The organism is Bradyrhizobium sp., from assembly GCF_035701725.1.
Classification (GTDB): Bacteria; Pseudomonadota; Alphaproteobacteria; order Rhizobiales; family Xanthobacteraceae; genus Bradyrhizobium.
The window spans coordinates 1-6286 of sequence record NZ_DASSRP010000344.1; the positions used below are offsets into that span (position 1 = coordinate 1).

General features: G+C 62.3%; 5 protein-coding genes. 1 reads left to right on the top strand and 4 read right to left on the bottom strand.

What is annotated here, in order from left to right; translation table 11 throughout:
• Window positions 1-64: 64 nt before the first annotated feature.
• The 4 genes from VFL62_RS20650 to VFL62_RS20665 all read right to left on the bottom strand — a co-directional run bounded on the left by VFL62_RS20650 (window position 65) and on the right by VFL62_RS20665 (window position 4745).
• On the bottom strand, window positions 65-523 hold the full coding sequence (locus tag VFL62_RS20650; protein ID WP_325174238.1) for a globin domain-containing protein: 459 nt from the start codon (window positions 521-523) through the stop codon (window positions 65-67).
• 60 nt (window positions 524-583) lie between these two features.
• Entirely contained in the window at window positions 584-1225 is a 642-nt protein-coding gene (locus VFL62_RS20655) for a carbohydrate-binding family 9-like protein (RefSeq protein ID WP_325174239.1), read from the bottom strand.
• The gene (gene gyrA / locus VFL62_RS20660) at window positions 1206-3923 is read right to left on the bottom strand and encodes a DNA gyrase subunit A (protein WP_414644793.1); all 2718 of its coding nucleotides are present in this window, start codon (window positions 3921-3923) and stop codon (window positions 1206-1208) included. Before gyrA ends, VFL62_RS20655 begins: the two co-directional genes overlap by 20 nt.
• A gap of 324 nt (window positions 3924-4247) precedes the next feature.
• Window positions 4248-4745 (bottom strand): single-stranded DNA-binding protein, encoded by a 498-nt coding sequence (locus VFL62_RS20665; RefSeq protein WP_325174241.1) that lies wholly within the window; start codon window positions 4743-4745, stop codon window positions 4248-4250.
• A 390-nt stretch (window positions 4746-5135) separates the two neighbouring features.
• Between VFL62_RS20665 and VFL62_RS20670 the strand changes: the two genes are divergently transcribed.
• Window positions 5136-5882 carry an outer membrane protein gene (locus VFL62_RS20670; protein ID WP_325174242.1) on the top strand — a complete coding sequence of 249 codons (747 nt, stop codon included), beginning with the start codon at window positions 5136-5138 and terminating at the stop codon, window positions 5880-5882.
• Window positions 5883-6286: the final 404 nt, after the last annotated feature.

Genomic DNA, 6286 nt, shown 5'->3' on the forward strand with positions numbered 1-6286 from the left:
TCACGACGTTTTCCTCTGCAAAGGCGATCGCAGGGCGAGGATCGCCGCGAAGCCTTGTAAGGCGCTAGGCCCGTGCAGCCGCACGTTGCATCTCGGCCTGCACGGTGGCGTAGAGAGCTTGCCAGGACGCCAGCAATTCCGGCGTCAGTGACGCGCCGAGCTTGCGCTCCAGGCTCCACATCAGCGCTTCGCCCAACGCGGTGTATTGCGAGGCACGAACGCCAAAGCGGGCGTGCTGGCGGCCCGATGTTGCGACGATCGACTGGAATATCGCGTGCTGATCAAGCGAGCCGACCAGCGCCGCGATCATGTCCATCAGCTTGGCCCGTTGCTGCTCCATGTCGTCCTTGAACAGCGCCTTTGCCTCGGGGGCCAGCTCGAAAAACCGGAGATAGCACAGCTCGGCGATGTCGCCGCGCATCGGCCACATCGTATCGAACGAATTCTTGATGAGACGAACTTGTTCGGGCGTCATTGAATCGGTTGCCGCAATCTGCGCGATACCGTCACACGACGCCGCCATGCAGGCAAGCTCGATTGTCGTTCTTCAAAGGCTCTCAGCGCCCGTCATTCAGGAGGGCTGCTAGGCGGCTGGTGCACACTGCAACAGCGGCTTGAAATATTCCACCTGGTGGAAGTTCGGCCGTGCCGCTTTCGGCAGGAAAGCGCTCCAATAGCTGCGCTTTTTCGCCTGTCCAAGCACGGAATAGAGGTTGCCGCGGATCTTGCCGGGATCGCCATCCCAGCCCAGAGCCTTGAGCGGAATTTTCAACTGCGCCGTCCACCCGCCTTTTGCGATCTCCGCCGTCGATGTCAGCCCGAGATCGACGCCTTCCTGATGCTGTTTGGGATCGTTGATCCTGACCTGGAATGTCTGGTTGTAAGGCGACACTTCGAACTCAAAGTAAGGAAATCCGCGCTCGGAAAACGTCGCGAACACCTCGACGACGTCGTACTGGTAGGGGTGCTCGCCGGGACCAAGCTCCCTCTTCGCATTGATGGACGACGAGGTGACGGAAAAGCGCGCGATCAAGACATCACCAGCCAGCGAAGTGTGCACCTCGACGGGATTTTTGAGCGCCGACCTCGTCGGTGCGACCAGCGACAACTCGCAGGCGCTGGCCGTCGAAATCCCGGCGGTCGAACAGCTCAATAGCAGGACGAGAGCGACGAGCGGTCTCGTCGCTGCAAGCGGAGCAGCGAGCCTAATCGCCGCCGCTTCCATTGCCGTTGCCGTTTTCGGCCTCCTCGCCGATATGCTCGACCGACACGACGTGCTCGTCGTCAGCGGTATCGAACACGATCACGCCTTGCGTCGAGCGGCCGGCGATGCGGATGTCTTCCACCGGACAACGGATCAGTTGGCCCTTGTCGGTCACCAGCATGATCTGATCGGACTCCTCCACCGGGAAGGACGCGACCAGCTTGCCGTTGCGGTTGTTGACCGACATCGCGACGATGCCTTTGCCGCCGCGTCCCGTGGTGCGGTATTCGTAGGATGTGGTTCGCTTGCCGTAACCGTTGGCCGACACGGTCAGCACCACCTGTTCCTGCGCCGACATTTCGACATAGCGTTCCTGCGAGAGCTGAATGGCGCTTGAGACCTCTTCGGCTTCGCTGTCCGCGGCCGCCTCTTCGGCGCTGCCTTCACCGGCGACCGCACGGCGCATCTTCAGATAGGCTGAACGTTCTTCCGACGTCGCCTCGACATGGCGCAGGATCGCGAGCGAAATCAGCCGGTCACCTGCGGCCAAGGCGATGCCGCGCACGCCCATCGAGGTGCGGCCCGAGAACACGCGAACATCGGTGACGGGAAAGCGGATGCACTGGCCGCCAGCCGCGGTGAGCAGGACGTCGTCGTGCTCGGTGCAGATCTGAACGTCGACGATCGCCTCGTCCTCGTCGAGCTTCATGGCGATGATGCCGGAGCGGCGAACATCGACGAAGTCGGAGAGTTTGTTACGGCGGACGTTGCCGCCGGTGGTGGCAAACATCACGTCGAGATTGCTCCAGGAGCTCTCATCCTCCGGCAGCGGCATGATGGTCGTGATGCGCTCACCCTGCTCGAGCGGCAGGATGTTGATCATCGCCTTGCCGCGGGCATTGGGCGCTGCCATCGGCAGCCGCCAGACCTTCTCTTTGTAGACCTGTCCGCGCGAGGAGAAGAACAGCACCGGCGTGTGGGTCGAGGCGACGAACAAGCGAGAGACGAAATCCTCGTCGCGGGTCTGCATGCCGGCCCTGCCCTTGCCGCCGCGGCGCTGCGCGCGATAGGTCGACAGCGGCACGCGCTTGACGTAGCCGGCGTGCGACACGGTCACAACCATGTCCTCGCGCTGGATCAGGTCTTCGTCCTCGACCTCGCCTTCCTGCTCCATGATGACGGTCCGACGTGGGGTGGCGAATTCCGATTTCACCGCCGCCAGCTCGGTCTTGATGATGCCCTGGATGCGCGCGCGCGAGCGCAGGATGTCCAGGTAATCCTTGATTTCGACCGCGAGCTTGTCGAGCTCGTCGGAAATCTCGTCGCGGCCGAGCGCGGTGAGCCGCTGCAGGCGCAGGTCGAGGATGGCCTTGGCCTGTTCCATCGAGAGCCGCGCGGTGCCGTCGGGGGCAAGGCGATGGCGGGCATCGTCGATCAGCGTAATCATCGCGGCGACATCCTGCGCCGGCCAGTCGCGCGACATCAGGGCCTCGCGTGCCGTGTTCGGGTCGGGCGAGGTACGGATCACCTTGATAATTTCGTCGATGTTGGCGACCGCAATGGCGAGGCCGACCAGGATATGCGCGCGGTCCCGCGCCTTGTTGAGCAGGAACTTGGTTCGCCGCGTCACCACCTGTTCGCGGAACGCGATGAAGATCTGCAGCATGTCCTTCAGGTTCATCACCTGCGGACGGCGGTTGTCGAGCGCCACCATGTTGGCGCCGAACGTGGTTTGCAGCGGGGTGAACCTGTAGAGCTGGTTCAGCACCACGTCGGGCACGGCATCGCGCTTGAGCTCGACGACGACACGAAAACCATCGCGGTCGGATTCGTCGCGCAGATCGGCGACGCCCTCGATCTTCTTCTCGCGCACCAGTTCGGCGATGCGCTCGACCATGGTGGCCTTGTTGATCTGGTAGGGAATCTCCGTGATGATGATCGCCTCGCGCTCCTTGCGGATCGTGTCGATCGCCACCTTGCCGCGCATCACAATCGAGCCGCGGCCGAGGTGATAGGCCGAGCGAATACCTTGCCTGCCGAGGATGATGCCGCCGGTTGGAAAATCCGGCCCCGGAACGATCTCGATCAGTTGGTCGATCGAGAGGCCGGGATTGTCGATCAGCGCCGTGCAGGCGTCGATCACCTCGCCAAGGTTGTGCGGCGGAATGTTGGTCGCCATGCCGACCGCGATGCCGCCGGCGCCGTTGACGAGCAGGTTGGGGTATTTCGCGGGAAGGACCGACGGCTCGGTGTCGGAGTTGTCGTAGTTGGCCTGGAAATCGATCGTGTCCTTGTCGATATCGTCAAGCAGCGGGATGGCAGGCTTGGCGAGGCGGGCTTCGGTGTATCGATAGGCCGCCGGGGGATCGCCGTCGACGGAGCCGAAGTTGCCCTGGCCGTCGATGAGCGGCACGCGCATGGAAAAATCCTGCGCCATGCGCACCATGGCGTCATAGATCGATTGGTCACCATGCGGGTGATATTTACCGATGACGTCGCCGACGACGCGCGCGGATTTCACGTATTTCTTGTCCGGCGTGTGACCCTGCTCGTACATCGAGTACAGGATGCGCCGATGAACCGGCTTGAGACCGTCGCGCGCATCCGGCAGCGCACGCGACACGATCACGCTCATGGCGTAATCGAGGTAGGAGCGCTTCATCTCGTCGAGGATGGAAACGGGACGGACGTCAGAAGGTCCCGACGGTTCGCCGGGCATGGTATCTTCAGGTTCAGACAAGGGAAAATCCGGTCAAATCAGAATCATGTTCATATAGCGCATCGGGGCGCCAAAAACCACCTCAAACTGGCATTTGTGAGGGGTTTTTCCCTTCGTTTTTCCAGCTACTTAGCGGTTAATCCGAGGTCCGGACGGAACCGCGCGCGATGGGCTCGCGGGGGCCTAAAATGAGCGCGCGCATGATGGTTGTGAAACGGCGCGCATCGACGCCGCGGCAACGGCGTCAACGCCCGCACCGGCGCTGAACGGCAAGGGAGCGCGAGGCGCTCCCTGTGCTTTGGGCGAAGGCTCAGAGGCAATCCCTCAGAACGGAATGTCGTCGTCCATGTCGGCGTTGCGGCTGCCGCTGGCCACTGCCCGGCGCGGCGCGCTCGACGGACCGCTGACGCCGAAATCGCCGCCCCCGCTCCCCTGATCGTCGCCGCCGAAGCTGCCACCTCCGCCGCCACCGCGGCCGTCCAGCATGGTCAGGTTCGAATTGAAGCCCTGCAGCACCACTTCGGTGGAATACTTCTCGGCGCCGCTCTGGTCGGTCCACTTGCGGGTCTGCAACTGGCCTTCGATGTAAACCTTGGCGCCCTTCTTCAGATACTGCTCGGCGACCTTGCACAGACCCTCATTGAAGATCACGACGCGGTGCCATTCGGTCTTTTCCTTGCGCTCACCGGTCGCCTTGTCGCGCCAGCTCTCCGAGGTCGCGACGGAGAGATTGGCGATCGGCCGCCCGTCCTGGGTCCGCCGGATTTCGGGATCCTTGCCGAGATTTCCGACCAGAATCACCTTGTTCACGCTTCCTGCCATCGCCCTCTCTCCACTCGCATTCCTGTTGGCGCAGACCCTATACGCTCGCTGGCTGGCGATGCCCCTGCATCCGCGCGGTTATCCACATATAGCATCGGCGCCCCAAATGTTCCAGTTTTGTTCCCAAGAAAGGCCGGAAAACCGTATTTTTCACGGGCCAGGCCGCGGGATTCACGCCGTGCCGGCTCTGGCGCGGGCCGCCCTGCAAAACGCCTTAGAATTCATCGGCTTCACCAACGCACAGTTCATGTCCGAGTGTGGCTTTTGGGAGACGGCTTTGGGGCCCCGGATGACCTATGATCCCACGTGAAATTGGGCGGATGGGCGCTGCCTCTAACTTGGAATAGGCCTCGTGCACAACACGACGCGCTGGTGAAGAAGATCGGGACGATGAAGAAAAGCTTCCTGCTCGGTGCACTCGCACTGATCTCGCTGGGCGCGATCGCGCCGGCTGTTGCTGCCGATCTTCCAGCGCGCCCCTACAGCAAGGCACCTGAAGCGTTCATACCGGCGCTGTACGACTGGAGCGGCTTCTATCTCGGCCTCAACGGCGGCTGGGGCACCGCGAACCGTTGCTTCGATCAAACTGCGCCGGTTGTCGGCACCGAAGGCTGCCACACGACATCAGGCGGTTTTGCCGGCGCGCAGCTCGGCTATCGCTGGGAAACCGGACCGTGGGTCTGGGGTCTTGAAGCCCAGGGTGATTGGTCCGGCCTGAAGGGCAGCAACATCAGTCTGGTGACGCCTGCCGATACCAACCGTTCCCGCATCGATGCGTTCGGTCTGTTCACGGGCCAGGTCGGTTATGCCTGGAACACCACCCTGCTCTATTTCAAGGGTGGCGCCGCTGTCATTGCCGACCACAACAACATTCTCGCAGCCGGCGCGGTGCTGGCGTCACCTTCCGGCGAAACCCGTTGGGGCGGCACCGTCGGCGGCGGCATCGAGTTCTCGTTTGCGCCGAACTGGTCGGCGGCGTTCGAGTACAACCATCTCTTCATCGCCAATGCGACCACGACCTTCACCAACGTGAACAGCGGCGCGGTCTTCAGCACCGATCGCATTCACGGCGATGCCGATCTGGTCTCGGTGCGCGTCAACTATCGTTGGGGCGGCCCGGTGGTCGGGAAATACTGATCGCAACATACGCGTTGGAATTCGAAAAGGCCGGCCACTGCGCCGGCCTTTTTGTTGGCGGCTTCTCACATGGGCTCGTTGGCGCGCGTTGACGTTCCGATTGGGAACCCGCGCGAAGAAACCAGGGATCGCACCAAACGGACCGCGCAATCGAGCCGAACAAAACTGGCAGCAGCGGTCAGCACCCCAACTATCCGTTGATGGTTCTCACTGGCTACTAGCAATCGATTCCCGTTCTTCCTATGTTCCGAGCTTAACCTCGGCGCCTGATCGCTTTCCCGTCGGCGTCCGCTCCCTTCTCTGGAATTTTCGGTATGGACGAAGTGATCAAGGCCAAGCAGCGCCAACAGACGGGCCAGTCGAGCCTGCGCGCGATCACCATTCGCGGCGCGCGCGAACATAAT